The organism is Streptomyces platensis (genome assembly GCF_008704855.1).
Lineage (GTDB): Bacteria > Actinomycetota > Actinomycetes > Streptomycetales > Streptomycetaceae > Streptomyces > Streptomyces platensis.
The window spans coordinates 1,767,965-1,793,891 of the sequence record NZ_CP023691.1 but is presented as its reverse complement, the minus strand read 5'-3'; the positions used below and the strand labels follow the sequence as shown (position 1 = coordinate 1,793,891).

Annotated in this window: 28 protein-coding genes, 1 tRNA gene and 2 pseudogenes; 20 read left to right on the top strand and 11 right to left on the bottom strand. The window is 70.8% G+C overall.

Features of this window, described 5'->3' with window-relative positions; genetic code table 11:
- Window positions 1–65: 65 nt before the first annotated feature.
- From CP981_RS07695 to CP981_RS07685, 3 genes and pseudogenes are all read right to left on the bottom strand, one after another.
- Window positions 66–761 carry a zinc metalloprotease gene (locus CP981_RS07695; RefSeq protein ID WP_085925925.1) on the bottom strand — a complete coding sequence of 232 codons (696 nt, stop codon included), beginning with the start codon at window positions 759–761 and terminating at the stop codon, window positions 66–68.
- Window positions 762–980: 219 nt separating this feature from the next.
- The gene (locus CP981_RS07690) at window positions 981–2,072 is read right to left on the bottom strand and encodes an NAD(P)-dependent alcohol dehydrogenase (protein ID WP_085925926.1); all 1,092 of its coding nucleotides are present in this window, start codon (window positions 2,070–2,072) and stop codon (window positions 981–983) included.
- A gap of 345 nt (window positions 2,073–2,417) precedes the next feature.
- Window positions 2,418–2,549 (bottom strand): annotated as a pseudogene (locus CP981_RS07685) (3-hydroxyacyl-CoA dehydrogenase family protein); the annotation flags it as partial.
- Window positions 2,550–2,705: 156 nt separating this feature from the next.
- On the opposite strand from CP981_RS07685, the gene CP981_RS07675 reads away from it, so the two are divergent.
- The 4 genes from CP981_RS07675 (at window position 2,706) to CP981_RS07660 (ending at window position 5,544) form a co-directional block, all read left to right on the top strand.
- Window positions 2,706–3,944 (top strand): RHS repeat protein, encoded by a 1,239-nt coding sequence (locus CP981_RS07675; RefSeq protein ID WP_085925927.1) that lies wholly within the window; start codon window positions 2,706–2,708, stop codon window positions 3,942–3,944.
- Window positions 3,945–4,107: 163 nt separating this feature from the next.
- Entirely contained in the window at window positions 4,108–4,647 is a 540-nt protein-coding gene (locus tag CP981_RS07670) for a hypothetical protein (protein WP_143658933.1), read from the top strand.
- A gap of 91 nt (window positions 4,648–4,738) precedes the next feature.
- A complete protein-coding gene (locus CP981_RS07665) occupies window positions 4,739–5,032 on the top strand; it encodes a transposase (protein ID WP_085925929.1) in 294 nt (97 codons plus the stop codon).
- Window positions 5,029–5,544, top strand: coding sequence for a hypothetical protein (locus CP981_RS07660; RefSeq protein WP_143658936.1), 516 nt, complete (start codon window positions 5,029–5,031; stop codon window positions 5,542–5,544). The genes CP981_RS07665 and CP981_RS07660 overlap by 4 nt, the downstream gene beginning before the upstream one ends.
- 99 nt (window positions 5,545–5,643) lie before the next feature.
- Here the strand turns inward: CP981_RS07660 and CP981_RS07655 are convergent, their stop codons facing one another.
- On the bottom strand, window positions 5,644–6,501 hold the full coding sequence (locus CP981_RS07655) for a 3-hydroxybutyryl-CoA dehydrogenase (RefSeq protein ID WP_085925991.1): 858 nt from the start codon (window positions 6,499–6,501) through the stop codon (window positions 5,644–5,646).
- A 158-nt stretch (window positions 6,502–6,659) separates the two neighbouring features.
- Between CP981_RS07655 and CP981_RS07650 the strand changes: the two genes are divergently transcribed.
- Window positions 6,660–7,889, top strand: a complete 1,230-nt coding sequence (locus CP981_RS07650; protein WP_085925930.1) for a glycoside hydrolase family 10-like protein — start codon at window positions 6,660–6,662, stop codon at window positions 7,887–7,889.
- An 85-nt stretch (window positions 7,890–7,974) separates the two neighbouring features.
- Here the strand turns inward: CP981_RS07650 and CP981_RS07645 are convergent, their stop codons facing one another.
- Window positions 7,975–8,184: a DUF1918 domain-containing protein gene (locus CP981_RS07645; protein ID WP_085925931.1), complete on the bottom strand. Its 210-nt coding sequence runs from the start codon at window positions 8,182–8,184 to the stop codon at window positions 7,975–7,977.
- A gap of 209 nt (window positions 8,185–8,393) precedes the next feature.
- Window positions 8,394–9,383 carry a DMT family transporter gene (locus CP981_RS07640; RefSeq protein ID WP_085925932.1) on the bottom strand — a complete coding sequence of 330 codons (990 nt, stop codon included), beginning with the start codon at window positions 9,381–9,383 and terminating at the stop codon, window positions 8,394–8,396.
- On the opposite strand from CP981_RS07640, the gene CP981_RS07635 reads away from it, so the two are divergent.
- The 3 genes from CP981_RS07635 (at window position 9,382) to CP981_RS07625 (ending at window position 12,035) form a co-directional block, all read left to right on the top strand.
- Window positions 9,382–10,887, top strand: a complete 1,506-nt coding sequence (locus tag CP981_RS07635) for an aminotransferase-like domain-containing protein (RefSeq protein WP_085925933.1) — start codon at window positions 9,382–9,384, stop codon at window positions 10,885–10,887. The genes CP981_RS07640 and CP981_RS07635 overlap by 2 nt on opposite strands.
- Window positions 10,888–10,969: 82 nt before the next feature.
- Window positions 10,970–11,422: a GNAT family N-acetyltransferase gene (locus tag CP981_RS07630; protein WP_085925934.1), complete on the top strand. Its 453-nt coding sequence runs from the start codon at window positions 10,970–10,972 to the stop codon at window positions 11,420–11,422.
- A gap of 43 nt (window positions 11,423–11,465) precedes the next feature.
- Window positions 11,466–12,035, top strand: coding sequence for a histidine phosphatase family protein (locus CP981_RS07625; protein WP_085925935.1), 570 nt, complete (start codon window positions 11,466–11,468; stop codon window positions 12,033–12,035).
- 12 nt (window positions 12,036–12,047) lie between these two features.
- Here the strand turns inward: CP981_RS07625 and CP981_RS37605 are convergent, their stop codons facing one another.
- Complete coding sequence (locus tag CP981_RS37605) at window positions 12,048–12,260, bottom strand: hypothetical protein (protein WP_085925936.1); 213 nt, start codon at window positions 12,258–12,260, stop codon at window positions 12,048–12,050.
- On the opposite strand from CP981_RS37605, the gene CP981_RS07620 reads away from it, so the two are divergent.
- The gene (locus tag CP981_RS07620) at window positions 12,255–12,959 is read left to right on the top strand and encodes a hypothetical protein (RefSeq protein ID WP_085925937.1); all 705 of its coding nucleotides are present in this window, start codon (window positions 12,255–12,257) and stop codon (window positions 12,957–12,959) included. The genes CP981_RS37605 and CP981_RS07620 overlap by 6 nt on opposite strands.
- 5 nt (window positions 12,960–12,964) lie before the next feature.
- On the top strand, window positions 12,965–13,327 hold the full coding sequence (locus tag CP981_RS07615; protein WP_085925938.1) for a DUF4333 domain-containing protein: 363 nt from the start codon (window positions 12,965–12,967) through the stop codon (window positions 13,325–13,327).
- A gap of 127 nt (window positions 13,328–13,454) precedes the next feature.
- On the opposite strand, the gene CP981_RS07610 is transcribed toward CP981_RS07615, so the two are convergent.
- Both CP981_RS07610 and CP981_RS07605 read right to left on the bottom strand, forming a co-directional pair.
- Window positions 13,455–14,204, bottom strand: a complete 750-nt coding sequence (locus tag CP981_RS07610; protein ID WP_085925939.1) for a helix-turn-helix transcriptional regulator — start codon at window positions 14,202–14,204, stop codon at window positions 13,455–13,457.
- 87 nt (window positions 14,205–14,291) lie between these two features.
- Window positions 14,292–15,380, bottom strand: a complete 1,089-nt coding sequence (locus CP981_RS07605) for a class I SAM-dependent methyltransferase (RefSeq protein ID WP_085925940.1) — start codon at window positions 15,378–15,380, stop codon at window positions 14,292–14,294.
- A gap of 123 nt (window positions 15,381–15,503) precedes the next feature.
- Here CP981_RS07605 and CP981_RS07600 point away from each other — a divergent pair, with 123 nt between their 5' ends.
- The gene (locus CP981_RS07600; RefSeq protein WP_085925941.1) at window positions 15,504–15,695 is read left to right on the top strand and encodes a DUF1059 domain-containing protein; all 192 of its coding nucleotides are present in this window, start codon (window positions 15,504–15,506) and stop codon (window positions 15,693–15,695) included.
- Between the two features lie 143 nt (window positions 15,696–15,838).
- On the opposite strand, the gene CP981_RS07595 is transcribed toward CP981_RS07600, so the two are convergent.
- Window positions 15,839–16,414 carry a CGNR zinc finger domain-containing protein gene (locus CP981_RS07595; RefSeq protein WP_085925942.1) on the bottom strand — a complete coding sequence of 192 codons (576 nt, stop codon included), beginning with the start codon at window positions 16,412–16,414 and terminating at the stop codon, window positions 15,839–15,841.
- A 103-nt stretch (window positions 16,415–16,517) separates the two neighbouring features.
- Here CP981_RS07595 and CP981_RS07590 point away from each other — a divergent pair, with 103 nt between their 5' ends.
- The 8 genes from CP981_RS07590 to CP981_RS07555 all read left to right on the top strand — a co-directional run bounded on the left by CP981_RS07590 (window position 16,518) and on the right by CP981_RS07555 (window position 25,174).
- A complete protein-coding gene (locus tag CP981_RS07590) occupies window positions 16,518–17,690 on the top strand; it encodes an epoxide hydrolase family protein (protein ID WP_085925943.1) in 1,173 nt (390 codons plus the stop codon).
- A 421-nt stretch (window positions 17,691–18,111) separates the two neighbouring features.
- Window positions 18,112–19,140, top strand: coding sequence for an N-acetyl-gamma-glutamyl-phosphate reductase (gene argC / locus CP981_RS07585; RefSeq protein WP_085925945.1), 1,029 nt, complete (start codon window positions 18,112–18,114; stop codon window positions 19,138–19,140).
- Between the two features lie 64 nt (window positions 19,141–19,204).
- Window positions 19,205–20,401 (top strand): bifunctional glutamate N-acetyltransferase/amino-acid acetyltransferase ArgJ, encoded by a 1,197-nt coding sequence (argJ, locus tag CP981_RS07580; protein ID WP_085925946.1) that lies wholly within the window; start codon window positions 19,205–19,207, stop codon window positions 20,399–20,401.
- A 73-nt stretch (window positions 20,402–20,474) separates the two neighbouring features.
- Complete coding sequence (gene argB / locus CP981_RS07575) at window positions 20,475–21,413, top strand: acetylglutamate kinase (RefSeq protein WP_085925947.1); 939 nt, start codon at window positions 20,475–20,477, stop codon at window positions 21,411–21,413.
- On the top strand, window positions 21,410–22,645 hold the full coding sequence (locus CP981_RS07570) for an acetylornithine transaminase (protein ID WP_085925948.1): 1,236 nt from the start codon (window positions 21,410–21,412) through the stop codon (window positions 22,643–22,645). Before argB ends, CP981_RS07570 begins: the two co-directional genes overlap by 4 nt.
- 8 nt (window positions 22,646–22,653) lie before the next feature.
- The gene (locus tag CP981_RS07565) at window positions 22,654–23,196 is read left to right on the top strand and encodes an arginine repressor (protein WP_042157018.1); all 543 of its coding nucleotides are present in this window, start codon (window positions 22,654–22,656) and stop codon (window positions 23,194–23,196) included.
- Window positions 23,197–23,486: 290 nt separating this feature from the next.
- Window positions 23,487–24,572: a mechanosensitive ion channel family protein gene (locus CP981_RS07560; protein ID WP_085925949.1), complete on the top strand. Its 1,086-nt coding sequence runs from the start codon at window positions 23,487–23,489 to the stop codon at window positions 24,570–24,572.
- Window positions 24,573–24,691: 119 nt separating this feature from the next.
- Entirely contained in the window at window positions 24,692–25,174 is a 483-nt protein-coding gene (locus tag CP981_RS07555; protein ID WP_085925992.1) for an SAM-dependent methyltransferase, read from the top strand.
- A gap of 104 nt (window positions 25,175–25,278) precedes the next feature.
- Here CP981_RS07555 and CP981_RS07550 read toward each other — a convergent pair.
- Window positions 25,279–25,352, bottom strand: a tRNA-Pro gene (locus CP981_RS07550).
- A gap of 151 nt (window positions 25,353–25,503) precedes the next feature.
- Here CP981_RS07550 and CP981_RS07545 point away from each other — a divergent pair.
- Window positions 25,504–25,829, top strand: a pseudogene (locus CP981_RS07545) (DUF488 domain-containing protein).
- Window positions 25,830–25,927: the final 98 nt, after the last annotated feature.

Here is a 25,927-nt window from a genome sequence, read left to right as displayed (position 1 = left end):
CCCTCACCAGGGCCTCGGTGATGGTACGTAAGGGACGGACCCTACGGGCCGCGCGACCGGTCGTGCTACTTGATGCCCTGGGCACGGGCGTTGGCCAGCAGGGCCTTCAGGCCGTTGAGGTCGAAGCCGGTGAGGCGGCCCATGCCGGTGGCGGTCCGGTAGCCGCCGTTGGGTGAGCACATGATCGGGGTCTCCCCGGAAGGGTTGGCCGCGCATTCGTAGTCGGCGGTCTTCCCGTCCTTGTTGAGGTCCAGGTTGGGGTGGTCCAGGCCGAGGGCGTGCAGCGGCTCGTGCACCAGCGTGTTCCGCAGCTTGTACGCGGGCATCGGCCAGGTGCCGTCCCAGTACTCGGAGTCGATGGCGACGATGCCGCCGGTGCCGACGCCCTTGGGCGGGTTCGGGCAGGGCATGCCCTGGCTGAAGCCGGGGCGGCCGAGCGGCCGGTAGAGCTCGGTGAACTGGATGTGCCCCACGGGCCCGCACGTGGCCGGGTTGACGGGTTCGACGCCGCCGATGGCGAGCTTCAGCCCCGCGGCCTTTGCCTGGGCCACCGCGGCCGTCAGGTAGGGCGTGTAGCGGGTCTTCATGGCGGACGTGGCGAACGTGATCGTGTACTGGCGGCCGGGGCTGAGGCCGGTGACGCCGAGCTGGGTCGTGAGCTTCCACCCCGTGCCCTTCGTGGCAAGCGTTGCCGCTCGGGTGGGTACGGCGGCGAGCGCGCACACCGCGAACGCCGCGGCCACGGGCAGGGCCTTGTACATGGGTCCTCCGTATGTAGTTGTGGGGGGAGTGTGATGGTCCTTTCACAAGTGAGACGCATGAGACCGGTAAATGGATACATCGTCAACTAGATCGTTTACAGGGGGATTTGGGGGACGGTGGGAGGTGCGAGCGGTGGATGGCGGGCGCACAGCACAACGCCTCGCACCGGAAGGCGCGAGGCGGGGTGGGCGGAGGGGCGGTCCGGAGCGGCCGTACGGCTAGGCGAGGGTGAGGACCGGTTTGACGACACGGCCCGCCAGTGAGGCCTCGGCGGCGGCCTCGATATCGGTGAAGGGGAAGGCGGTGATGAGCTTTTCGAGGGGGAGTTTTCCCTGCCGGTGGAGGCTGATCAGATGGGGGATGGTCACGGCGGGGAGGGCGTCCCCCTCGGTGACGCCCCGCAGGGTGAGGCCCTTGGTCAGCACGGGCATGGTGTCGAACTGCGCCGAGCCGAGGCCGACCAGGGCGAGCGTTCCCCGCCGGCGCAGGGCGCCAACGGCCTGGGACACGACGGCGGGCCGGCCGGTCGTGTCGATGGCGTACTGCGCTCCGCCGTGGGTGAGGTCGCGGACGGCCGCTGCCACCTCCTCCTCCGCGGTGGGATCGATGACGGCTGCGGCGCCGAGCTCCTTCGCCAGTGCGCGGCGCGCGGCGAGGGGCTCGATGACGATGACGGTGTGATCGTCGGCGACGGCGGCCATGAGGGCGCTCAGCCCGACGCTGCCGGCTCCGAAAACGGCCAGGGTGGTGCCCGGCGACGGCCGGAGGACGTTCTGGACCGTGCCGACCCCGGTCTGGATGCTGCATCCCAAGGGGGCGACCAGCGTCGGCGGGAGATCCGCGGGGACCTTGACGGTGTTGCTCGCGGTGGTCAGGCAGTGTGTCGCGAAGGCGGACTGGCCGAAGAAGCTGCCGTAGGCCGGGGTGCCGTCGGTGTGCGACAGCGTCGTGCTGCCGTCGGGCCGGGAGCCGAGGGCGTTGAGGGCGCCGGACTGCTCGCAGTAGGCCGGGCCCCCGGTCGTGCACGGGTCGCAGGCTCCGCAGCTGCGGTAGGTGAGGCAGACGGCGTCCCCCGGGGCGACGGTGGTCACCGCGTCTCCCACGGCCTCGACGACCCCGGCGCCCTCATGGCCGAGGACCATGGGCAGCCGTTCCCGGGGCCAGACCTGCCGCATGGCCAGGTCGGTGTGGCAGATGCCGGTGGCGGTGATACGGACCAGGATCTCGTCCGGCCGTGGCGCGTCGAGGTGAAGCGAGTGGAGGGTGAAGGGGCCGCCGGGGGCTTCCACCAGGGCTGCTTGTATCCGCACGTACGTCTTCCTTGAGCTCGTGGCTGCCGTGCGCGCCGGCCGGGACGGGGCGTCCCGTGTGGGCGCCGACGGCAGGGCAGGTGGTGGGGGCGTCAGGCGCGTTCGAGGCACGGGCCTGCTCGGCGTCCATGTGGCACTCTCCCCTTGTTCCGGGTCGGGGCCAGTCTGCCAGCGATCAAGGACGCCTGCCGGGCCATGTCCTCGTACGGAGCGGGCCGGTCACTGCTGCGCGGACCATGTCCCGGCCGCACCACCCACAACCACCCGAGCGCAGCACCGTCGTCGGTGCTGCGCTCGGGTGAATTCGGCTGTGAACGGCGGTACTTGGCGGTGTCGCCGGGCCCGCTAGTACGAGTAGAAGCCCGAACCGGACTTCCGCCCCAGGCGTCCCGCATCGACCATCCGCGCGAGCAGCGGGGGAGCGGCGTACAGGGGCTCCTTGTACTCGTGGTACATGCCGTCAGTGTGCGCGGCTACCGCCCTGACCTGTGGTTTCATGGCCCGTCCGAGGTCTTCCGGGCGCCCAGGGATTTCTCAGGGACATTCGGTTGTGGATCTTGATCGAACCACTCGTCCATGGCGGCGAGGCCCCGCTTGCCCGCCCCGGGCATGAAGTGAGCGTAGTGCTTCAGCGTGGTCTGCGGCGAGCATGCCAGCGCCGCTCACGGTCTTCCTTCCGTAGAGAGTCCATGCGGAGAGCGAATTCGGCTGCTGCCGGTCCGGGCCCCGTACTGGCGCAGCTATACCTACGACGCGGTCGGCAACCGGAAAAAGGAGACACAGCACCAAGTCCCCGGAACCACCGCAGGACAAGACACCACCCGCAACTCCGACTTCCCTGACGCCAAGAAGGACCGGCCGCACGCCGTTGCCACCGTCAGCACTCAGGGCGGCCCTGCCAACGGTGAAGTCGACAAGTTCACCTACGACGAAGCCGGCAACCTCCGCACCCGCCAAGAAGCGGGCCGCAGTCAGACCTTCACCTGGGACGCCGAAGGACGCCTCGCAGCAGTTACCGAGGACGGCAAGGACACCACCTACCTCTATGACTCCGAAGCCGACCGGCTCCTCACCCACAACAGCGACGGCAGCACCACCCTTTACCTGCCGAACGGCAACGAGCTCAAGACGTACGACGACGGATCCACGGTTGGCACCCGCTACTACCACCACGGCGAAGACACGGTCGCAGTCTGCACCAGCACCGGCGGCCTCTCCTACCTCTTCACCGACCACCAGGGCACGGCACTGACCGCTGTCGCCGCCACCGACCAGGCCGTCACCCGCCGCAATCAGCTCCCCTTCGGAGCACCCCGCACTGCTCAACCCACATCCTGGCCCGGCATGCACGGAGTCGTCGACGGCACCCAGGAAGGCACAGGACTCACCCACATAGGCGCCCGCGAGTACGATCCGACCCTAGGCACCTTCGTCTCCGTCGACCCGCTTCTCGACCCCGACGACCCGCAGCAGTCCAACGCCTACGCCTACGCCAACAACACTCCCGTCACCGCCTCCGACCCCGACGGCCAGCAGTTCCAGGACCGCGAAACCGGCCTCGGCTACGGCAACAGCACCGCCCACCGGAACTGGTACCGCGACCAGGGATACACCGACCGCTACGGCCACGCCACCAGGAAGTACAAGCGCTTCATCAGCTCCTACAACAAGACCTGGCGAAGCTACTACAGCTCCAGCTGGTACAGGGACTACGTGAGCACGGGGAAGGACGCCGGGTATGGGAAGACGAAACCGAAGCCGGCGCCGCCCAAACCAAGATCCCTGGAGTTAGAGGCGTGGGTGGTGGACGGAAAACCTGGATTCTCGCGGACCAATAAAATGGAGACAGGCTTATGCGAACGTGAGTATTAACGGCGCATTCAATGTGGGTTTCTGTGGAGCGGATGCCTCTAGTGCGGGCAATCTGTTGAACGTAATGTCTTCAAGCGCGCCAAAATTCTGCTGACGGATCGACTGTCGGGATGGCCCACTTGCTGGGTCATCCCGATTTGGATGGGACTCAGGGGGCAAGCTGATGAAGCGTAAAGAGCGACCCCGGAAGCTGCGTAGGAGCAGTTATCGAGTATCACAATGGTTCTTCACCGCGCTCTTACTGGTGTTGGCTGCTCTGATGGTCGCCAAAATGGGCACTGATGACCCGAACGGCGCTCCGCTTGGCCTAACGGCGACCTTCGGGGCGATCTTCATCGAGCAGCGAATCCTCCGCTCCCGTATCGTCCTGTCCCTCGGGGACGTGCAGGTGGTGAACGCCATCTTTGAATACCATGTCGAACCCGGGGCGATAAAGGAAGCTTTCGTCGACATCCGGGGGAATATGAAGATCGAGACGAGAGGTGGCGGTGAGATTTTCGTGGCAGCCTACAGCGGCTCCCTCATTGACTCCTTTGTGGGTAGCGCAGACAAGGCGGCAAAGGTGGTCCGTAACCATGTCGCCGGAAAGGTGGCCGTGTCTAGCTTTGCAATTCGCAGGACATGGGCAGTCTCTTGGCTCTCGGAAATCTGGCTGGTAGCCGCTGTGGCCTGCGCCGTATGGACAGCGATCAATAACTCGTGAGCGGCACCTGGTCGCCCGCTGTAACGGGACTGCTGCACGGACAGGTGACACCTGACCTGGCTTGCTGAGAGGCGGCCTGGAGGATGTTGCAGTGCCCAAGCCGTATCCGAAGGAGTTCCGCGAGGACGTCGTACGGGTCGCGCGCAACTGCGAGCCCGGCGTCACGCTGGAACAGATCGCCGCCGACTTCGGCGTCCACCCGATCACGCTGTCGAAGTGGCTGCGCCGTGCCGACACCGACGAGGGAGCCAGGCCGGCAGCGGCGTCGGGTGAGTCGGCCGAGCTGCGCGAGGCCCGCAAGCGCATCCGGCTGCTGGAGCAGGAGAACGAGGTCCTCAGGAGGGCTGCGGCGTATCTGTCGCAGGCGCACCTGCCGTCAAAATGATGTACCCGCTCGTCCGCGAGCTGGCCGCCGCCGATGCCCCTCACCGGGTGCCGGTGGCGGTGACGTGCCGGGTGCTCGGGCTGGCCCGCCAGCCCTACTACCGGTCCTACCTTGTTCGTGGGTTGGACGGGCCGGTCACCGACGCCGAGATGGCCGAGGCATACCGGGCCAACGCCCTGTTCGACGCTCACCGCGACGATCCCGAATTCAGCCACCGCTTCCTGCTCGACGAGGCCCGGGCCGCCGGTGAGGCGACGGCCGAGCGGACCGCCTGGCGGATCTGCCGGGACAACGGCTGGTGGAGCGCCTTCGGCAAGCGAAGAGGCCGCGGGAAGAACGCCAAGGCCGGGCCACCGGTCCACGATGACCTGGTACGGCGGGGCTTCACCGCCGACGGGCCGAACCGGCTGCGGCGCACCTACCACCGACGCCGGCGTCAGAGACGCCTGGCCCGATTGACCCCCGTCGAGCACGAGACCATCATGACCCCGCCCGCAGCCCTGGCTGCATAAACCCCGCTGTCACCCAACCCTGCAGCAGTCCCCCGTTGCCGGCGCTGCGTCCGGTGAACTCAGCCTTGGACAAGTTCAGTTGGCGCGTCAGCGTACTTCCTAGTACGCGTAGAACCCCGACCCCGACTTCCGCCCCAGCCGTCCCGCGTCCACCATCCGCGCGAGCAGCGGGGGAGCGGCGTAGAGGGGCTCCTTGTACTCGTGGTACATCGATTCGGCGACCGAGGCCACGGTGTCCAGGCCGATCAGGTCGGTCAGCTTGAGCGGGCCCATCGGGTGGGCGCAGCCCAGCTCCATGCCGTTGTCGATGTCCTCGCGGCTGGCGATGCCCGACTCGAACATCCGGATCGCGGAGAGCAGATACGGGATGAGCAGCGCGTTGACGACGAAGCCCGAGCGGTCCTGGGCGCGGATCGCATGCTTGCCCAGCACGTCCTGCACCAGCGCCTCGGAGCGCTTGATGGTCTCCTCGGCGGTGGTCAGGGCGGGGATCAGCTCGACGAGCTTCTGCACCGGTGCCGGGTTGAAGAAGTGGATGCCGATGACCTGGTCGGGGCGGGAGGTGGCGACCGCCAGCTTCACCAGCGGGATCGACGAGGTGTTGGATGCCAGGATGGCGTCCGGCCGGGTGATCACCTGGTCGAGGACCTGGAAGATCTCGGTCTTGACCTGCTCGTTCTCCACCACGGCCTCGATGACGAGATCGCGGTCGGCGAATTCCCCGAGGTCGGTGGTGAAGCTGAGCCGGCCGAGCGTCGCATCGCGCTCCGCGGCGGTGATCTTGCCGCGCTCGGCGGCCTTGCCGAGAGAGTTGGTCAAACGGGTGCGACCCAGCTCCAGAGCTTCGCCGGTGGTCTCGGCGACCATGACGTCCAGTCCGGCGCGGGCGCACACCTCGGCGATGCCTGCGCCCATCTGGCCGCAGCCGACCACTCCGACGCGTTCGATGTCGGTCACATCGTGCCTTTCGCTGATCTTCAGGACCGGCGGTGCGCCGTAAGGGTCCGGCACCCGCCTCGGCCCCGACGTTACTCCGCGCGGTGCTGGGCCACGGGTGCCGGGGCGGGCATTCTGGGCCCCCATACGGGATGAACCGGACAACTTGGGGACTTTTGATGAGACGGATGACCCGCAGAACGTTTGCCGCGGCCACGTTGGGGGCGGCTTCCGCGCTGCTCGCCACGGGTGCGGCGCCGTCCGCGAGCCGGGCGCCGCGGCGCGAGCTGCGCGGCATGTGGCTGGCGACCGTCGCCAACCTCGACTGGCCCTCCAGCGCGAAGCTCGGGCCCGCCGAGCAACAGCGCGAACTGCGCGCCCACTTCGACACGGCCGTCGCCCGCCGGCTCAATACGGTGTTCTTCCAGGTGCGGCCCACGGCGGACGCCCTGTGGCCGTCGCCGTACGAGCCCTGGGCGCAGTATCTGACCGGGCAGCAGGGCCGCGACCCCGGCTGGGACCCGCTCGACTTCGCGGTGCGCGAGGCCCACCGGCGGGATCTGGAGCTGCACGCCTGGTTCAACCCGTACCGGGTCGCCAACCACACCGACCCCGGCCGCCTCGTCGCCGGCCACCCCGCCCGCCGGCACCCCGACTGGGTCCTCCCGTACGGCGGCAAGCTGTACTACAACCCGGGCCTGCCGGAGGTCCGCGGCTTCGTCCAGGACGCGATGCTCGACGCGGTGCGGCGCTACCCCGTGGACGGGGTGCACTTCGACGACTACTTCTATCCGTATCCGGTCGCCGGGCAGCGCTTCGACGACGATGCGGAGTTCGAGGAGTACGGCAGCGGCTTCGCCGGCCGGGCCGCCTGGCGGCGGGACAACATCGACCGGCTGGTGTACGAGATGGCCGGCAAGCTCCGGGACGGGAACGAGCGGGCCGGGCGCACGGTGCGGTTCGGCGTCAGCCCGTTCGCGGTCTGGCGCAATCAGGGCACCGATCCGCAGGGTTCCCGTACCAAGGCCGGGGTGCAGACCTACGACGATCTGTATGCCGACACCCGCCGCTGGGTGCGGGAGGGCTGGCTGGACTACATCGTGCCGCAGGTCTACTGGCCCCTCGGCTCCGCGCCCGCCGACTACGCCGAACTCGTGCCCTGGTGGGCGCGGACCGTCGACGGCACCGATGTGGACCTCTACATCGGCGAGGCCCTCTACAAGGCCGGTGACACCCAGCCCGCCGCCTGGAAGGACCCGGCCGAACTCTCCCGCCACCTCACCTTTGCCGCCCGCTATCCGCAGGTGGGCGGCCATGTCTACTTCTCGGCGAAGGAGGTGGCCAGGGACCGGGCCGGTGCCATGGCGCGGGTCGTGCGCGACCACTACGGCAGCGCTGCGCGGGCCTGAGGCCCGGCGGACAGGGGCAAGGGGCGGTCCGCACGGGCGGTGGCACCGTCCGCGCGGCCGCGTGGGTTCCGCGTACGGGGTGCGGTTACCGGCCGGCGTCCACGTCGGTGGTCTTGCCGTGCCGGACGACGGAGTCGGGGCCGGGCGACATGATCGCCTCATGCCCGTCCTCGGCGCGGACACGGTAGGGCGGGTCGCCGTTCGTGCCCAGCACTTCGATGATCTCGACAACCCGGTCGTGATGCCCGACGGTCCTGCCGTGCACCACCAGCCGGTCGCCCCTGCTTGCGTGCATGAGGGTCCTCCCCGCTTCGGGGCGGCCGTGCGCCCGGTTCGGCCGACGGCGAGCCGGCCAACGGTTGAACGGCCAACGGTTTCAACGGTTTACGGGCCTGGAGCAGCCCGGACGGCGGTAACCGCCTTCGCGGCAAGTTTACGTCCGCAGGGGACGGCTGCACCCGGTAAGTCCCGAGCCGTCCCTTTCCGGCCGGCGCCCGGCGCCGGTCAGCCGCGGGTCCGCTGGGTGACCGCGATGCAGGCCAGGACCGCAAGCGCCGCCGCCGGAGCGGCCGGCGGCAGGCGCTCGCCCAGCAGCAGCACGGACCAGACCAGCGTCAGCAGCGGCTGGGCGAGCTGGAGCTGGCTCGCCTTGTGGATACCGATCGCGGCCATCCCGCGGTACCAGACGACCAGCCCGAGGAACTGCGAGCCGAACGCCAGCCACAGCAGCCCACTGACCGAGTGCACGGTGAGCTGCAACGGCTCGGTGGACAGCGCCAGCGCGGCGCCCGCCACCGTCACCGGCAGCACCAGGACCAGCGCCCAGCCGATCACCTGCCAGCCCGGCATGTGGCGGGCGAGCCGGCCGCCCTCGGTGTACCCGGCCGCGCACACCAGCAGCGCCGCGAACAGCAGCAGATCGCTGCGGCCCGGCGCCCCGCCGCTCTGCTGCACCGCGAAGCCGATGACGACGGCGGCGCCGACCAGCGAGGCGATCCAGAACGTACGGGAGGGCCGCACCCCGGTCCGTACGGCCGAGCAGGCGGCCGTGGTCAGCGGCAGCAGGCCGACCACGACGGCCGCGTGCGAGGTGGTGGAGGTCTCCAGGGCCAGGGTGGTCAGCAGCGGAAAGCCGAGGACGACACCGCCCGCGACCACCGCGATACCCGCCCAGTGGCGGCGCTCCGGCAGGCGCACCCGGAAGACGGCGAGCGCGCCACCGGCCACTACGGCGGCCAGCACGCTGCGCAGCATCACCACCGTCCAGGGGCCCATGCCCTCCAGCGCCCAGGCGGTCCCGGGGAAGGTGAGCGAGAACGCGGCCACGCCCAGGACGGCGAGCAGGGCGCCACGGCTGGCGAGGGCGCCGCGGGCGGGGGTGGCGGCGGGCGCCGGGGTCTCCGGTCCGGCGGTGGTCCGGGTGCCCTGCCCGGCGGGGTCCGGGGTGCTGACCGCTATCGTGGCGGTGGCAGTAGCGCTATCGTTGGCTCTCATGCAAGAGCGTAGCAGTGGTGCCGAACTGGCCGCGATCCTGCGTGCCGAGCTGAATCGCTACTCTCCCGGAGAGAAGCTGCCCTCCAGCCGTGCGCTGGTGGAGCGGCACCGGGTGAGCCCGGTGACCGTCTCCCGCGCGCTCGCCGAGCTGGCCGCGGAGGGACTGGTCACCACCCGGCCGGGCGCCGGGGCCTTCCGGGCCGAGCCGCGCGGCGAGGCGCCCCGGCCGGTCGACACCTCCTGGCAGGAGATCGCGCTGAGCGCGGAGCCGGCCGGCGACCAGGTGCCGCGCAGCGTCGACGCCGCGGGCGTGGTGGCCACCCTCGCCGTCCCCGGCCCCGGCGTCATCGAGCTCAACGGCGGCTATCTGCACTCCGATATCCAGCCCGAACGCGCCCTGGGCGCCGCGCTGGCCCGGGCCGGACGCCGGCCGGGCGCCTGGGGGCGGCCGCCGGTCGAAGGGGTGCCGGAGCTGCGGGCCTGGTTCGCGCGGGAGATCGCCGGGTCCGGCGGCCCGCTCGCCGCCAGCGACGTCCTGATCACCGCGGGCGGCCAGAGCGCGCTGACCGCCGCGCTGCGGGCCCTCGCCGCGCCCGGCGCCCCGGTGCTGGTCGAGTCCCCGACCTACCCGGGCATGCTGGCCGTGGCCCGCGCCTCGGGGCTGCGCCCGGTACCCGTACCGCTCGACGCGGACGGGGTCCGGACGGATCTGCTCGCCGACGCCTTCCGCGTCAGCGGCGCACGGCTCTTCGTCTGCCAGCCGCTGTTCCAGAACCCGACCGGTGCGGTGCTGGCGGCGGCGCGGCGGCGCGAGGTGCTGCGGGTGGCGCGGGCGGCGGGCGCCTTCGTGATCGAGGACGATTTCGCGCGGCTGCTGGTCCACGGTGACACGCCCCCGCCCCCGCCGACCCTGATCGCGGACGACCGGGACGGCACGGTCGTCCATGTCCGCTCGCTGACCAAGGCCACCTCGGCCAATCTGCGGGTGGGCGCCCTGGCGGCCCGCGGACCGGTGCTCGACCGGCTGCGCGCCATCCAGGTCGTCGACAGCTTCTTCGTGCCCCGGCCGCTTCAGGAAGCCGCCCTGGAACTCGTCGGCTCGCCCTCCTGGCCCCGCCATCTGCGGCTGATCGCGGGGGAGTTGACCGCCCGCCGGAACGCCCTCACCGCCGCGCTGCATCAGGAGCTGCCCGCGCTCGCCGGGCCGGAAGCCGGGCCCGGTCCGGCGTACGGCCACGGCCCGGTGCCCGGCGGCCTGTACGTCCCGCCGGGCGGCTACCACCTCTGGCTGCGGCTGCCGGACGGTACCGACGAGGCGGCGCTGACCGGCGCGGCGCTGCGGGCGGGCGTCGCGGTCGCGGCCGGCCGCCCGTACTTCGCCGCCGAGCCGCCCGCCGCGCATCTGCGGCTGAGCTTCGCGTCGGCGTCCGGCACCGGCGAGATCACCGAGGGCGTGCGCCGGCTCCGGACGGCGTGCGAGGAGCTGGGAGTGCCGGTGCGCTGACCGGGAGGAGGGGCGGCGGGCCCGGCCCCGCCCCTCGTATACCGGTTCGACGCCGGGCCCGCCCTTCTGCCAACCTCCCGGCATGAATGATCACGCCCTCGACGGCTACGAGATCTCCACCGACCCGGCCCGCCTGGACGCCGACCTGGTCCACTACTGGCTCGCCACCGACGCCTACTGGGCCGTGGACCGCCCCCGGGAGCTGCATGACCGTGCCGTCGCGGGCTCGCTCAACTTCGGTCTGTACGCCTCCGGTTCCGGCCGCCAGACCGGGTACGCCCGGGTGGTCACCGACCACGCCACCTTCGCCTGGCTCTGCGACGTCTACATCTGCCGTGACGACCGCGGCAGGGGCCTGGGCACCGCGCTGATCGAGGCCATCGCCGACCATCTGACGCCCTGCGGGCTGAGCCGGCTGACGCTTTCCACCCAGGACGCCCACGGGGTGTACGAGAAGGTCGGCTTCCGCACCCTGGTCTCCCCGGAGCAGTGGATGACCCTCGGGCTGATCGACCCGGGTCCTGTCGATATCTGATCAACCGGGACCACACGGGCGCTGCTGCTCTTACCATCGGCGGATGAGTGTTCGACTCAAGCTGCTCGCCGCGGCCCGTAACTCCACCCTGCTGGAGACCCGGTTCGACGACGACCGCCCGCTGGACGCCGCCGGATGGCACGAGGCGGAGCGGGCGGCCCCCGTCCTGTGCCGGCTCGCTGCCGCCGAGCTCCGCTACTGCTCGCCGTCCGCCCGCTGCCGGCAGACCGGTGAGGCACTCGGGCTCCGGCCGCTCGCCCAGCCGGCACTGCGCGACTGCGACATGGGGCGCTGGCGCGGCCGCACACTGGGCGAGGTGACCGCCGCCGAACCCCGTGCCGTGGAGGCCTGGCTGGCCGATCCGCGCTCCGCACCGCACGGCGGGGAGTCGCTGCTGGAGTTCATCACCCGGATCGGCGGCTGGCTGGACACCCGGCCGGCCGAGGACGCCGCCGGGCTGCTCGCGGTCGCCGAACCCGCCGTCGTCCGCGCTGCCCTGGTCTATGTGCTCAAGGCGCCGCCGCACGCGTACTGGCGGATCGACGTCCAGCCGCTCTCGGTGACCACCCTTACCGGCCGGTCCGGCAAGTGGGACCTCCTGCTGGAGGCGTGAGCCGACGCCCGGTCACCCGCCGTCGTCCGCCCGGGGCGTGCCTTGGCCGCCCGGCCGCACCACCCGGAAAGCCCAGCCGCCGGGTTCCGCCGTCCGGGGCGTACGCACCCGTCTGACCTGCGGAAAGACCAGGAAGGCGGGCGCCTTCGGGGGCAGTTGGCCCCGGGCGGCGGACACCATCGAGGTGCGCACCGCCGGGGCGGGCGCTTCGCTCGGTCTATGCACATACGCCACATTCCTCTGTATGCCCTGGCGGCCGGCGCGCTGGTGGTGTCCGTCCTGCTCTTCGGTGACGGCGACGGCGCGGACGCCGCCACCGAGGCCGTCTCCGGCGCGGTGACCGACACCGTCACCGAGGCCGGCCCCGCCGTGGACACCTCGCAGGCGGTGGTCGTCGAGCCCGACCCGGTGGCACCGGGCGGCACCTTCTCCGTGAACGACGGCGGCACCTGCTCCGGCGACAGCGCGCAGGCCACCTTCGACGGCGCGGACATCCCCACGATGCAGCTGAGCTCCCGGAACGACCGGCTGGGCGGCAGCGCGATCATGCCGGAGGGCACCGCCCCCGGCTCGTACCAGGTCACCATCACCTGCGGCGGTGCGTCCGGAGCCCGGCAGAGCGCCACGGAAGCGGACCGGGCCGGCACCGGGGAATACGGCGAGGCAGACGGCACGGAGCACGGCGACACCGACGGATCGCAGCGCGGAAAGGGCTCCGGCGACGGCCGCCGCACCCTCACCGGCACCATGGTCGTCTCCGGTGACGCCACGGAGGTCGTCCCGCAGGGCGGCGCGGACACCGGCCTCGGTGGCACGGCCGGCTCCGGCCGGGCGGCCACGGCGCTCGGCGGAGTGGTGCTGCTGGCCGCGGCCGGCGGGGGCGCCCTGGTCCGCCGCCGGCGCGCCCGCGGCGACCGGAGCTGACGGCGGTGAGCGCACATCCGCCCCGGCGCGTCCTGCTCCTCGGTCTCCTCACGGCCCTCGCCGTGGCGGGCGTGCTCGCGCTGACCGCCGCCCGGTTCCGCGCCCGCGACGCCACCAGCGAGGTCGACGGCGGCACCCACACCGTGCCGCGCACCGAGATAGCCCGGACGATCAGCGGCCAGCTCACCCTGCCGTTCCGCAACGGGCCCGACGCGGTGCGCTGCTCCGGCGACCTGCGGCCCGTGCGGTACGACGCGGTGCGCTGTACGGCACACTTCCCCATCGGCCCGGACCGCCATCTGACCGTGGAGGTCACCGGCGTCCGCCACAACCTGGTCACCTACCGGCGCCACATCCTGCCCCGCTGACCGGCGGGGGAGCGAGCCCCGTCCGCTACGGCTGGAGATCCAGGGCGGCCAGCCCCGACCCGTCCATCAGGAACGGCACCTCATCGGCGGGAGCGGCGCGGGCCGGGCGGGACGTCGCGGACACGCCCTACGGCCCGAGCGGCACCGCCGTCCGCCCGCGCGTCAGCCAGGCATTGGCCGCCTCGACCCGGCTGCTCACCCGCAGTTTCGCGTAGGCGTGTTCCAGGTGTTTGTCGACGGTGCGCGGGCTGATCTCCAGCCGGCGGGCGATCTGCTGGTTCGTCAGGCCCCGGGCGAGCAGGGCGAGTACGGCCGACTCGCGGCGGGTGACGAGGGAGGGCGGCGGCGTCGGCGGGGCGAGCCGGTGGAGCACATGGCTGAGCCGGGTGCGCAGCAGGGCGGCGGCCGCCACATCGTCGTCGGAGAAGTCGCTGCCGTTGCGGCTGATCGCCACACAGACCTTCCGCGGCCGGCCGGCGGCGTACCCCGCGGGGAACGACATCGCGAGCTGCTGCTCGGCGCCGAACGGCCGGTAGACCTCGGCGTACGCGGCGAGGGCGTGGAACTCGGCGCGGGTCTGAAGCGTCGAGCGCCGCATCGGGGTGCCGGAGCCGAGGGTGGTGTGGGTGACGAGGCAGTCCGCCGCCGCCTCCCGGGCGAACGCCACCCGCACGTCCGGGGTCAGCAGACCGGGGGGCAGGGTGAGCGGCTGGTCGGCGGTGCCGGCGCGGGGGGACCAGATGATGCTGTCGCCGGGAACGGCGCCGAGCAGCAGCGGCAGCAGTGCCGGAACAAGGGTTTCCTCGTCGACGGCATCGATCAGGAGGTCCACGACGGCGAGAATGCGTCGCAGGCCGGCCTCCGCGGCCGCGCTCATATGTCCAGCGTGCCGAGGGGGCGGGGGCCCGTCAAATGAGGGCCACCCGGCCGGCCGGGGGAAGACCGGCCGGGCGCGTCAGGCGCGTTAACGCCCGACGGCATAGACGCGGTTGAGGGGGCTCTCGGCGGCGAGTCGCCAGTGGTGGAGTCCGGCCTCGTCGGCGATCTCCCGCATGGTCTCCTCACCCGCGTGGTTTCCCAGTGCCCGCGGACCGTGCTGGGCCAGCGCGGACGGCAGACAGACGGCGACCGAGGCGGCGGTCAGTGCCCGGCCGACGGGGTGGGCGTTCTCCTGGGCGTTCGCCGAGGCGTTCGGCTCGACGACCATGCAGGTCCCGCCGTCGGCCAGCGCTTCCTCGGCGTGGTGCAGCGCACCGCCCGGGTCGCCGGTGTCGTGCAGACAGTCGAAGAAGGTGATCAGGTCGAAGTCCTCGCCCGGGTAGTCCTGGGCGGTGGCGACCTCGAAGCTGACCCGGTCGGCCAGCCCCTCCTCGTCCGCGATGCCACGGGCGGCCTCGATGGACGGGCGGTGGAAGTCGAAGCCGTGGAACTGCGACCGGGGGAAGGCCCGCGCCATCAGCGTCGTGGAGTAGCCGTAGCCGCATCCGACGTCCGCGACGCGCGCCCCGCGCTCCAGCTTCTCCCGCACCCCCTCCAGCGCGGCCAGCCACTCCGGGACCAGGGCGGCCGCGTAGCCGGGGCGGAAGAACTTCGCGGTACCGGCGAACAGCGCCGTGCTGTGCTCCTCCCAGCCGACGCCCTCACCGGTACGAAAGGCCTCCATCAGGGCGTCCTCGGTGGCGTAGAGCGCCTGCATCGCGGTGAAGAAGCCCGCCGCGTACGTGGGCAGTTCCGGGTCCGCCAGGACCGCGGCGTGCTCGGCGGGCAGCAGGTAGGTGTCGGTGTCCGGCGCGTAGCTGACGTACTCGCCGGCGACCTGCGCGGCCAGCCACTCGCGGACATAGCGCTCGACCAGCCCGGTACGGGCGGCGAGCTGCGCGGAGGTGAGCGGCCCGGCACCGGCCATGGCTGTGTACAGGCCGAGCCGGTCACCGAGCGAGGTGCACAGACCGGCGACCGCGGCCCCGCTGTCGGTGATCACTCGCTCCAGGAACGCCTGCACCCGCTCCTGATCCAGAGCCCCGCCCGAGCCGACACCGGAGGACGTCGCCATGGCTCTCACCTCCTCGTCCTTTTCACTGCAACAGCCCCGCCACCCCGGGCGCCATACGGGATTCGCCGTATACGGCCGGTGGCCGCGACCGGCCGACACTGGAGGAAGAGCAGGAGGTGCACCATGCGAAAGAAGGTCGACTGCCGGGACTACCCGAGCGAGATGAACTGCACCCTCGTCATCACCGGCGAGGAAGAGGAAGTCGTCCGCGCCGCCGCCGAGCACGCCGTCTCCGTCCACGGCCACACCGACAGCCCGGAACTACGCGAACAGATCAGGTCCTCCCTGAAGAACGAGATCCCCCAGCACGCCTGAGCTACGGGCACGGGCACGGATACGCCGCCCCTGGTGGGGGCGGCGGTCGTGTGGGGCGGGGTGGGGGCCGGGTGGCCTCGATGAGCGTTGCGCGGGACGCGTTCACCGCGATGTGAGCGGTCTGCCGGCTCATCGCCGATCAGTCACTCCGCTGATCTGGGGTTTTTACGCTGGTTGGCGTTGAAGCGCGCTTTCTTCTGACGATTCCCGCATGTGTTCATGTCGCACCATTTCCGGGTGCGGCTTTGGCTGGTGTCGAAGAAGGCGGCTTGGCAGGTCGGCGATGCGCACAGGGCCAATTTTCCGTCTCGTTCGCCTGCGATGATGCTGATCGCGTCGGCGGCGATCACGCCGAGGGCATCTTCCACGCAGGAAGCCGAGCTGAGCCGCCATCGCCGCTTGCCCTCGGGCGTCAGGATCGCTGCGGCCCGCCCCTGAGCGCTGCATTCATTGATGACGTGGACAGCAGATGCAGGGAGAGCGTCCTGGACCGCGGCTGCTGTCGCGGCGGCGTGAATCGACTCCCTCAGTTCCCGGGCGAGGTCGAGCTGGGCAGCGGTGCAGGAGTCCACGGCGAGGCCGCTCACCGCCAGCCAGTCGACGAGTCGCTGCGGCGTGGGAATGCGCTCCACGGCGTCGCCATGACGCTCCGACAGAGTCCCCGTGAAGCTGGTCGCCAGCACGGCACCGAGGCGGAAGTCAGGGAATCCAGCACGCATGGAACCACCTTAGCTGGTTGCGGCATGGCTTGGAGAACTGCTAGAACCGCCTTAGCCGGTTCGTGATGGGTCGTGGCCGGTTCCGCGATGGCTAGGAGGCCTGATGCCCCGTCCAACCAGCGACGTGCAAGCATTTGAAGCCCACGCAACCGACGCTGACCTCGGCGATCTGCGCGCGCGACTGGCCGCGGCGCGGCTGCCGGAGGCCGAGACGGTCTATCGCGCCGGGCCCGGCGCTCGTCGATGGGAACAGGGCGTTCCGCTCGCCGACCTCATCGATGTCGTGAACTACTGGCGCACCGGGTACAACTGGCGTTCATTCGAAGAGCGCCTTGACCGGATCGGCCAGTTCCGCACGACGATTGATGATCTGGGAATCCACTTCCTGCACCGCCGATCCGCACGGGCAGATGCCACTCCTCTGATCTTGACGCACGGCTGGCCAGGCAGCATTGCCGAGTTCATCGATGTAGTGGACGAGCTGGCGGATCCGAAAGATGCGGACGCGCCGGCGTTCCACGTCGTGGTCCCGTCGCTACCAGGCTTTGGTTACAGCGACAAGCCGGCCACCACCGGGTGGGGAACCGAAAAGATCGCGGCCGCATGGGTGGAACTGATGGGACGGCTCGGCTACAGCAAGTTCGTGGCCCACGGCGGCGACTGGGGAGGGAATATCACCACGGTTCTCGGTGGCAGGTTCCCGGCGCACGTGCTCGGCATCCACACATTGTTCGCGGAGGCGCCGCCCGGGTTGACAACGGACGGGCTGACAGCGGTCGAGCGCAAGTGGACCGAGGAAACCCGCGATTTCTGGCGCCACCGCGCGGCGTACGCGAAGCAGCAGGCGACCCGACCGCAGACCATCGGCTACTCGCTCGTCGACTCACCGGTCGGGCTTCTTGCCTGGATCCTTGACAAGTTCGCTGAGTGGTCAGATACGGAAGACAGCCCGTTCGAGACGATTACCAGAGACAGGATTCTCGACGACGTCACCCTGTATTGGCTGACGCGGACCGGCGCTTCGGCGGCCCGCATTTACTACGAAAGCCACAACTCGCTGGACCCGGAACTCCGGGTCGACGTCCCGTCAGCAATCAGTATGTATCCCCGCGACATCGAGAAGTGTCCGCGCCCCTGGGCGCAGGAGCGGTACCGGCAGATCGTCCGATGGAGGTCGCCCGAAAGCGGGGGACATTTCCCGTCGCTGGAGGTTCCCGAGTATTTCGTCAAGGACCTGCAAGAAGGTCTCGCGGCAGTGCTGGCCGCTCATCGGTGAATGCGGCTCGGCGAAACGGCACTCGGGGAGCGAGTCTCCGCGTGCCCTTCGTCATCCACGAGGACGAGTCGGCCGAGCCGGCCGTGGGCATCTTCGATCGTCCACGTGATCCCGTTGAGTGCGACCCGCCTGCCCTGCGCGATCCGGAAGAACCCCCTTGCCGCCATCACGCCCCCAGATCAGCGAGCTGTCGCGCAAGGGACTACCAGGCCCACACCCGCAACGGCACCACCCGGCCGGCAGGGAGGGTCGCCCTTTGGAACTGATCGCAACGCAGCGTTACGAGTCCAAGATTCGCCAACCGGCGTGCTCGTTCGCCCACGAAAAATCCCGGTCACTGCTCCGCCTCGCGGGGTCGCCTCACCGCCATTGCATAAACCTGCCAGATTCCGTATAGTCATGCCATCGAGGAGGAGGGTCCATGACGGTACGAGCGGCAGTGGCCGGGGCGAGTGGGTATGCCGGGGGTGAAGTGCTGCGTCTGCTTCTGGGGCACCCGGGGGTGGAGATCGGGGCGCTGACCGGGCACTCCAATGCCGGGCAGCGGCTGGGGGCGCTCCAGCCGCATCTGGCTCCGCTGGCCGACCGGGAGCTCCAGGCGACCACCGCCGAGGTCCTGGCCGGGCACGAGGTCGTGTTTCTCGCGTTGCCGCACGGACAGTCCGCCGCGGTCGCCGAGGAGCTCGGGCCCGATGTCCTCGTCGTGGACTGCGGCGCCGACTTCCGGCTGAGTGACGCCACGGACTGGGAGGCGTTCTACGGCTCGGATCACGCGGGCACCTGGCCGTACGGGCTGCCGGAGCTTCCCGGGGGGCGCACCGCGCTCCAGGGGACCCGGCGCATCGCGGTCCCGGGCTGCTACCCCACGGCCGTCTCGCTCGCCCTGTTCCCCGCGTACGCGGACCGGCTCGCCGAGCCCGAGGCCGTGATCGTGGCGGCCACCGGCACCTCCGGCGCGGGCAAGGCCCTCAAGCCGCATCTGCTGGGCTCCGAGGTCATGGGCTCGATGAGCCCGTACGGCGTCGGCGGCAGCCACCGGCACACCCCCGAGATGATCCAGAACCTGAGCGCGGTGGCCGGTGAGCGCATCAGCGTCTCCTTCACCCCGACCCTGGCGCCCATGTCCCGCGGCATCCTCGCCACCTGCTCGGCGAAGGCGAAGCCCGGTGTGGACGCCGCCGCCGTACGGGCCGCGTACGAGAAGGCGCTGGCCGACGAGCCGTTCGTCCAGCTGCTGCCCGAGGGGCAGTGGCCGTCGACCGCCGCCGTGTACGGCTCCAACACCGCGCAGATCCAGGTGACCCTCGACGCGGCGGCCGGCCGGATCATCGCGATCAGCGCCCTCGACAACCTCACCAAGGGGACCGCGGGCGGCGCGGTGCAGAGCATGAACATCGCCCTGGGCCTCCCCGAGGGGACGGGGCTCCCGAAGGTCGGGGTCGCGCCGTGACCCGCAACGGCACGGGGCAGCACGGCGGGACCGGCGGGACCGGAGAAGCGACGGAGGACATGCAGTGAGCGTGACGGCAGCACAGGGATTCACGGCGGCGGGCATCGCGGCCGGGATCAAAGCCCCTCTTGCCAATGGCAGCGGCGGGAATCCGGACCTCGCCCTCGTGGTGAACACCGGGCCCCGGACCGCCGCCGCCGGTGTCTTCACCTCCAACCGCGTCAAGGCGGCGCCGGTGCTCTGGTCGGAACAGGTACTGAAGAGCGGAGAGCTCACCGCCGTCGTCCTCAACTCCGGCGGCGCCAACGCCTGTACGGGCCCCAAGGGCTTCCAGGACACCCACGCCACCGCGGAGAAGGTCGCCGCGTCGCTGAACACCGCGGGGTACGACGAGACCGGCGGGCACAACGCCGGCATGATCGCGGTCTGCTCGACGGGCCTGATCGGCGTCCCGCTCCCGATGGACAAGCTGCTGCCCGGCGTCGACAAGGCCGTCGCCCAACTCAGCCCGCACGGCGGTGAGAAGGCCGCCATCGCCATCAAGACCACCGACAGCGTGCACAAGACCGCTGTCGTCACCAAGGACGGCTGGACCGTCGGCGGTATGGCCAAGGGCGCCGGCATGCTCGCCCCGGGCCTGGCCACCATGCTCGTCGTGCTGACCACCGACGCGGATGTGCCGTCGGCCGACCTCGACACGGCGCTGCGCGCGGCCACCCGTACCACCTTCGACCGGGTCGACTCCGACGGCTGTATGTCGACCAACGACACGGTGCTGCTGCTCGCCTCCGGCGCCTCCGGCGTCGTCCCGGCCGCCGACGACTTCGCCGAGGCGGTGCGCGCGGTCTGCGACGACCTCGCCCGGCAGCTGATCGGGGACGCCGAGGGCGCCAGCAAGGACATCAGGATCGAGGTCGTCGGCGCGGCCAGCGAGGACGACGCGGTCGAGGTCGGCCGCTCCATCGCCCGTAACAACCTCCTCAAGTGCGCCCTCCACGGCGAGGACCCCAACTGGGGGCGGGTGCTCTCCGCCATCGGCACCACGTCCGCCGTCTTCGAGCCCGACCAGCTGAACGTCGCCATCAACGGCGTCTGGGTCTGCAAGAACGGCTCCGTGGGCGAGGACCGCGAGCTGGTCGACATGCGCTACCGGGAGGTCCGCATCACGGCCGACCTCGCCGCTGGCACCGAGTCCGCGGTCATCTGGGCCAACGACCTCACGGCCGACTACGTCCACGAGAACAGCGCGTACTCGTCATGAGTGAGCGGAGCGAAGGAATCATGGACAGGTGCGCGCTGTGCTCACAGCGGGACGAGCGAAGCGAGGCCGGAGCATGAGCGCACGCAAGCACACCGCGCTGCCCAAGGCTCGCACGCTCATTGAGGCGCTGCCCTGGCTGACCCGTCACCACGGCAAGACCGTCGTCATCAAGTTCGGCGGCAACGCCATGGTCGACGAGGAGCTCAAGCGCGCCTTCGCCCAGGACGTGGTCTTCCTGCGGCACGCCGGACTGCGCCCTGTCGTCGTGCACGGCGGCGGCCCGCAGATCAGCGCCCAGCTGGACCTGCTCGGCCTGGAGTCGGAGTTCAAGGGCGGCCTGCGGGTCACCACCCCCGAGGCGATGAACGTCGTACGGATGGTGCTGGCCGGCCAGGTGCAGCGCGAGCTGGTCGGGCTGCTCAACGAGCACGGCCCGCTCGCCGTCGGCATGACCGGCGAGGACGCCCATCTGATGACCGCGACCAAGCACTTCGCCCAGGTCGACGGCGAGCGGGTGGACATCGGCCGGGTCGGCGAGATCACCGCCATCGACCCCGGCGCGGTCCAGGCGCTGCTGGACGACGGCCGCATCCCGGTGATCTCCTCCATCGCCCGCAGCAGCGACGAGGAGGACGCCGCCTCCGGGGCCTCGGGGGCCTCCGGTGTCTTCAACGTCAACGCCGACACCGCCGCGGCCGCGCTGGCCGCCGCGCTCGACGCCGAGACGCTGATGGTGCTCACCGACGTCGAGGGCCTCTACGAGGACTGGCCGAACAGCGACGAGGTGATCTCCCGCCTCACCGCCACCGAACTGGAGAAGCTGCTGCCCGACCTGGCCAGCGGCATGGTCCCCAAGATGCGCGGCTGTCTGCACGCCGTCCGCAACGGGGTGCACACCGCCCGGGTCATCGACGGGCGGGTCCAGCACTCGATCCTGCTGGAGATCTTCACCGACGAGGGAATCGGCACGATGGTCGTGCCGGACGCGAACACGATCGAGGGGGCGACATGAGCGACGTGGCACACACCCACGGCCCGGCGACCAACGCAGGGCTCACCGGGCGCTGGCAGGGCGCCATGATGGACAACTTCGGCACCCCCCGTATCCCGCTGGTCCGCGGTGAGGGCGCCACCGTGTGGGACGCCGACGGCAAGGAGTACCTCGACTTCCTCGGCGGTATCGCGGTCAACGCCCTCGGGCACGCCCACCCCGCGGTGGTCCGCGCGGTCTCCGACCAGGTCGCCACCCTCGGCCATGTCTCGAACTTCTTCGTCGCCGAGCCCACCGTGGCCCTCGCCGAGCGCCTGCTGGCGCTGGCCGGACGGCCCGGCCGGGTCTACTTCTCCAACTCCGGTGCCGAGGCCAACGAGGCCGCCTTCAAGATCGGCCGGCTGACCGGGCGCACCCATATGGTCTCCACCGCCGGCGGCTTCCACGGCCGCACCATGGGCGCCCTGGCGCTCACCGGCCAGCCCGCCAAGCAGGCGCCGTTCGCCCCGCTGCCCGGCGACGTCGACTATGTCCCGTACGGGGACGTGGAGGCGCTGCGCGCCGCCGTCACCACCGACACCGCCTTCGTCATCCTGGAGCCCGTCCAGGGCGAGAACGGCGTCATCGTCCCGCCGCCCGGCTACCTCCGGGCCGCCCGCGAGATCACCGCCGCCACCGGCACCCTGCTCGTCCTCGACGAGATCCAGACCGGCATCGGCCGGACCGGACACTGGCTGGAGTCCCAGGCGCAGGGCGTCGAGGCGGACATCGTCACCCTCGCCAAGGGCCTCGGCGGCGGACTGCCGATCGGCGCGACGCTGGCCTTCGGCCGGGCCGCCGGCCTGCTCACGCCCGGTTCGCACGGTTCGACGTTCAGCGGCAACCCGGTCGTCTGCGCCGGCGCGCTCGCCGTCCTGGACACCATCGAGGCCGACGGCATCCTGGAGAACGTCAAGCGCGTCGGCGAGCGGCTGCGTACCGGGACCGAGGCGCTGGGCCACCCATTGGTCAGCCAGGTCCGCGGTGTGGGGCTGCTCCTGGGTATCGTCTTGACGGAGTCGCTTGCGCCGCAGGTGCAGCAGGCGGCTCAGGACGCGGGCCTCCTGGTGAACGCGGTCGCGCCGGACGTCGTCCGGCTCGCCCCGCCGCTGATCGTCTCCGACGAGGAGGCGGAGGAGTTCCTCCGGAAGCTGCCCGCCGTCCTCAACACGGCCCGCCAAGGGGCCGACGGGGAACGACGAGCCGGAGACTGACGACAACGATGACCGAGCCGCAGGACAACGAGGCGCAGAACGGCGGCCAGGCCGTACCGCAGACCCGCACCGCCCGCCACCGCCGGATCGTGGACATCCTCAACCGGCTGCCGGTCCGCTCCCAGAGCCAGCTCGCCAAGCTGCTCGCCGACGACGGCCTGTCCGTCACCCAGGCGACGCTCTCCCGCGATCTGGACGAACTGGGCGCGGTGAAGATCCGCAACACCGGCGGCGAGCTGATCTACGCGGTGCCCAGCGAGGGCGGCGACCGCAAGCCACGGGCGCCGCTGGGGGAGTCCGCCAAGGAGGAGCGGATGCGCCGTCTCTCCGGCGAACTCCTCATCTCCGCCGAGGCCTCCGCCAACCTCGTGGTCCTGCGCACTCCGCCGGGCGCCGCCCAGTTCCTGGCCTCGGCCATCGACCAGGCCGAACTCCACGACATCCTCGGCACCATCGCCGGCGACGACACCCTGATGCTGATCAGCCGCGACCCCGCGGGCGGGCAGGCACTCGCCGACCATCTGCTGCGGCTGGCCCAGAAGGCGCACTGAGCGTCAGAAGCACGCGGCCGGTGAGCTCACCGGCCGCGTCCTCCGCCGCCGGCGCGCCCCCTCTCCCCGCCGTACGGCGCTCGCTCCGCCCCACGCACCTCTTGACCGGAACACTGTCCGGAACCCCCCGACACCCGCCGAACGGTATGCGGCAGGATGGCAGTTCGCGTCGGGGGGTCCATGCATGTCCTGGCGCTTTCGCAGCCTCAGAGACAAGCGGGTGACCAGGTGACGAGACATCACATCGGGCTCATAGCGGAGCCGTTCCCCAGGGCAGTGGGAGCCGGCCGGTGAACCGGGCCTTCACACTGCACGATCTGATCGTCGCAGGGGCCGCGCTGGCCGCCGGTATCGCGGCGGGTCTGCTGCTGCGGGTGGCCCTGCGCTGGCTGGGCAAACACGCGCTCAGGACGCGGTGGAGCGGGGACGACATCCTCGTCGACGCACTGCGGGCCGTGGTGCCCTGGGCGGCGATCACGGGCGGCCTGGCGGCGGCGGCCGCGGCGCTGCCGCTCACGCCGACGGTCGGACACACCGTCAACCGGACGCTGACCGTGCTGCTCATCCTGGTCGTCACGCTCACCGCGGCCCGGGTGATCACCGGTGTGGTGAAGTCCTTGGCGCAGTCCAGGTCCGGGGTGGCCGGATCGGCCACAATTTTCGCCAACATCACCCGCATCATCGTGCTGGCGATGGGCTTCCTGGTGGTCCTCCAGACCCTGGGCATCTCCATCGCCCCGCTGCTCACCGCGCTCGGCGTGGGCGGCCTCGCGGTCGCCCTGGCGCTCCAGGACACCCTCGCCAACCTCTTCGCGGGCGTGCACATTCTCGCCTCGAAGACCGTGCAGCCCGGTGACTACATCCGGCTCAGCAGCGGCGAGGAAGGCTATGTCGTCGACGTCAACTGGCGTAACACTGTGGTGCGGCAGCTCTCCAACAACCTGGTGATCATCTCCAACGCCCAGCTGGCCGGCACCAACATGACCAACTTCACCCGCCCGGAACAGAAGTTGACGATCCTGGTGCAGGTGGGCGTCGCCTACGACAGCGACCTCGACCATGTCGAGCGGGTCACCACCGAGGTCGTCGAGAGCGTGATGAAGGGCGTCAACGGCGGTGACCCGGACCATGAACCGGCCGTCCGCTTCCACACCTTCGGCGACTCCCGCATCGGCTTCACGGTCATCCTGGGCGTCGGCGAGTTCAGCGACCAGTACCGGATCAAGCACGAATTCATCAAGCGCCTGCACCAGCGCTACCGGGACGAGGGCATCCGGATTCCCTCCCCGGCCCGCACCGTGGCACTGCAGAAGCCGGAAGAGATCGTGATCCCGCACCAGCGCGACCTGTCGGACGTGGTGCCGCCGGTGCCGTAGCAGTGCGGCACCACGGCGCCGCGCGGCGCGCGTGCGGCGGCGAAGCCCCGGCCGGTGAACCCACCGGCCGGGGCGTTTCCATCGGCCCCACCCCAACCCACCCCGAGGAGCTCAGCACCGTGGCAGAAGAATTCACCGTCGTGCCCGTCGCCCACGTGATCGGCGGACGTGTGGAACCGACGGATGACTACTGGGGCGGCACCCGCTCCGTCATCCGCATCGACCCCGAGCGGTACACCGAGGAGTCGGTGGTCGGTCTGGAGGCGTTCTCCCATATCGAGGTCGTGTTCCTCTTCCACCTGACCGCCCCCGGCGACCTGCCTCCCGAGCTGCGACGGCCCCGGGGCAACCCGGACTGGCCCGCGGGCGGTACGTTCGCCCATCGGAACATGCGGCGGGTGAACCGGCTGGGTGTCTCGCGCTGCCGCCTGGTCGCGGTGGACGGCCTGGACCTGCATGTGGAGGCACTGGACGCGGTGGACGGCACGCCGGTGCTCGACATCAAGCCCTGGTTCGGCGTGATGGGCCCACAGGGTGAGGTCCATGAGCCGGCCTGGCCGTCGCAGATGCTGGCCGACTACTACACCGCCCCGGGCGAGTAGGCAGGCGGCGGGTCCGGGCCGAGGAGTCCCGGAAACGATCAAGGGCCTTGCTTCGGCGATCCGAAGCAAGGCCCTGACCTGGGCTGAAAGCCCTCACTGCACCGTCGGGACGACAGGATTTGAACCTGCGACCCCTTGACCCCCAGTCAAGTGCGCTACCAAGCTGCGCCACGTCCCGGTGCTCGTGCCGGCCGGAGAACTCCCGGCCGGGGCGTGCAGAAGAAAAATACCCTGTCCCGGCCCCTGAATCCAAAGCGGGTCCCCCGAGGGTGCTTCCGGGGCCTCCGGCTGGGGCCCCGCTTCCGTGGTTCGATGAGGTTATGGGTGAAATGTCTGCCAGGGATGCCTTCCGGGTGGGCCGGGTGTACGAGCCGCCGGAGCCGGCGGACGGGGCCCGGGTGCTGGTCGATCGGCTGTGGCCGCGCGGGCTGTCCAAGGACGATGCGCAGCTCACCGAGTGGTGCAAGGACGCGGCGCCCTCGTCCGAGCTGCGGCGCTGATGCTCGGGGAGCTGGCGCAGGGGGCCGCGCAGCGGGCGCTGGAGCGGCTGCGGGAGTACGCCGAAGAGGGGCCGCTGACGCTGCTGACGGCCACCAAGGATCTGTCGGCGAGCCATGTGAACGTGCTGACCGAGGTGCTCAAAGAGGGCGGCTGAGGCTCCGCGCCACGCCGACGACCCGCCGCTGACCTGCATATTCATCGACGCGTTGACGAAACATACGGTGGAGTGCATACTTATACCCATCAGCGAAT

Excerpts from the sequence above, each read along its gene's own strand:
- CP981_RS07630 (WP_085925934.1), top strand. The coding sequence starts at position 10,970 with ATGAATGATCACGCCCTCGACGGCTACGAGATCTCCACCGACCCGGCC.
- CP981_RS07600 (WP_085925941.1), top strand. The coding sequence starts at position 15,504 with ATGCGAAAGAAGGTCGACTGCCGGGACTACCCGAGCGAGATGAACTGC.
- CP981_RS07650 (WP_085925930.1), top strand. The coding sequence starts at position 6,660 with ATGAGACGGATGACCCGCAGAACGTTTGCCGCGGCCACGTTGGGGGCG.
- CP981_RS07695 (WP_085925925.1), bottom strand. The coding sequence starts at position 761 with ATGTACAAGGCCCTGCCCGTGGCCGCGGCGTTCGCGGTGTGCGCGCTC.
- CP981_RS07570 (WP_085925948.1), top strand. The coding sequence starts at position 21,410 with ATGAGCGACGTGGCACACACCCACGGCCCGGCGACCAACGCAGGGCTC.
- CP981_RS07590 (WP_085925943.1), top strand. The coding sequence starts at position 16,518 with ATGCCCCGTCCAACCAGCGACGTGCAAGCATTTGAAGCCCACGCAACC.
- CP981_RS07610 (WP_085925939.1), bottom strand. The coding sequence starts at position 14,204 with ATGAGCGCGGCCGCGGAGGCCGGCCTGCGACGCATTCTCGCCGTCGTG.
- CP981_RS07670 (WP_143658933.1), top strand. The coding sequence starts at position 4,108 with ATGAAGCGTAAAGAGCGACCCCGGAAGCTGCGTAGGAGCAGTTATCGA.
- CP981_RS07620 (WP_085925937.1), top strand. The coding sequence starts at position 12,255 with ATGCACATACGCCACATTCCTCTGTATGCCCTGGCGGCCGGCGCGCTG.
- CP981_RS07645 (WP_085925931.1), bottom strand. The coding sequence starts at position 8,184 with ATGCACGCAAGCAGGGGCGACCGGCTGGTGGTGCACGGCAGGACCGTC.
- argC (WP_085925945.1), top strand. The coding sequence starts at position 18,112 with ATGACGGTACGAGCGGCAGTGGCCGGGGCGAGTGGGTATGCCGGGGGT.
- CP981_RS07565 (WP_042157018.1), top strand. The coding sequence starts at position 22,654 with ATGACCGAGCCGCAGGACAACGAGGCGCAGAACGGCGGCCAGGCCGTA.
- CP981_RS07660 (WP_143658936.1), top strand. The coding sequence starts at position 5,029 with ATGATGTACCCGCTCGTCCGCGAGCTGGCCGCCGCCGATGCCCCTCAC.
- CP981_RS07640 (WP_085925932.1), bottom strand. The coding sequence starts at position 9,383 with ATGAGAGCCAACGATAGCGCTACTGCCACCGCCACGATAGCGGTCAGC.
- CP981_RS07595 (WP_085925942.1), bottom strand. The coding sequence starts at position 16,414 with ATGCGTGCTGGATTCCCTGACTTCCGCCTCGGTGCCGTGCTGGCGACC.
- CP981_RS07625 (WP_085925935.1), top strand. The coding sequence starts at position 11,466 with ATGAGTGTTCGACTCAAGCTGCTCGCCGCGGCCCGTAACTCCACCCTG.
- CP981_RS07605 (WP_085925940.1), bottom strand. The coding sequence starts at position 15,380 with ATGGCGACGTCCTCCGGTGTCGGCTCGGGCGGGGCTCTGGATCAGGAG.
- CP981_RS07635 (WP_085925933.1), top strand. The coding sequence starts at position 9,382 with ATGCAAGAGCGTAGCAGTGGTGCCGAACTGGCCGCGATCCTGCGTGCC.
- argB (WP_085925947.1), top strand. The coding sequence starts at position 20,475 with ATGAGCGCACGCAAGCACACCGCGCTGCCCAAGGCTCGCACGCTCATT.